General features: G+C 66.4%; 1 protein-coding gene. It reads left to right on the top strand.

Translation table 11 applies throughout. From position 1 onward, the window contains the following. Positions 1 to 1,011: OmpA family protein (locus CQ039_RS16480; protein ID WP_105746550.1), on the top strand; the 1,011-nt coding region annotated here is incomplete at its 5' end. Positions 1,012 to 1,015 lie beyond the last annotated feature (4 nt).

Here is a 1,015-nt window from a genome sequence, read left to right as displayed (position 1 = left end):
GCTGGCGCCGCTTCGGCTGAGCCGGACGGCTGGTACGGCGCAGTCGACGCCGGCTATCACATCATCGACGACATCAACACTGAGTCGACGACCAACGGTTCCAACTGGAACTGGGAAGTGAACGACGGCTGGGCTGCGTTTGCTCGCCTTGGTTACCGCTTCAACCCCAACTGGCGCGTTGAACTCGAAGGCGGCTACCGCTCGGGCGACATCGGCACCGTGCGCGCCGTCTCGGGCCCGCAAGGCCTGTGCAACATCACGCCCGCCACCGGTCCGTGCTACTCGCCGGAAGGCGACATCACCTCGACCACCCTGATGGCCAACGTCATCTATGACTTCGGCTATTCGGCCTGGGGCATCCGTCCCTTCGTCGGTCTCGGTGTCGGCCTGAACCGCGTCAACACCGACACGGTCGGCCGTCTGCGCCAGGACCCGGCTGTCACCTTCGCCGCTGACGACAGCTCGACCAAGTTCGCCGCTCAGGCGATCGCCGGTCTGGCCTGGGCCGTTTCGGATCGCGCCAACATCGACCTGACCTACCGTTATCTGACGGGCGACGCCGAGTTCGCGACCTTCACGAACGCGGCCAGCAACAGCTTCGGCGAAATGGCCGGCGACTACGACCAGAGCCACACCGTGACCCTGGGCCTGCGCTACGCCTTCGGCGCTAAGCCGGCTGCGCGTCAGTTCGTGGTCTACTTCGACTGGGATCGCTCGGACCTGACGGCTGAAGCCCGTTCGGTGGTGACCCAGGCCGCCAACTACGCCAAGTCGGGCGCTCCGACCCGTATCCTGGTCGTCGGCCACGCCGACACCTCGGGTAACGCCGCCTACAACCTCGGCCTGTCGAACCGTCGTTCGCGCACCGTCGCCGACGCCCTGGTCGCCCAAGGCGTCAACGGCGGCGTCATCGCCCTCGACGGCAAGGGCGAAACCGCCCTGGCCAAGGCCACTGCTGACGGCGTGCGCGAGCCGCTCAACCGTCGCGCCACCATCGACATCAACTTCTAAGACT

This window comes from Brevundimonas sp. MYb52 (assembly GCF_002979535.1).
Taxonomy (GTDB): domain Bacteria; phylum Pseudomonadota; class Alphaproteobacteria; order Caulobacterales; family Caulobacteraceae; genus Brevundimonas.
This window is presented reverse-complemented; position numbering and strand designations above follow the sequence as displayed.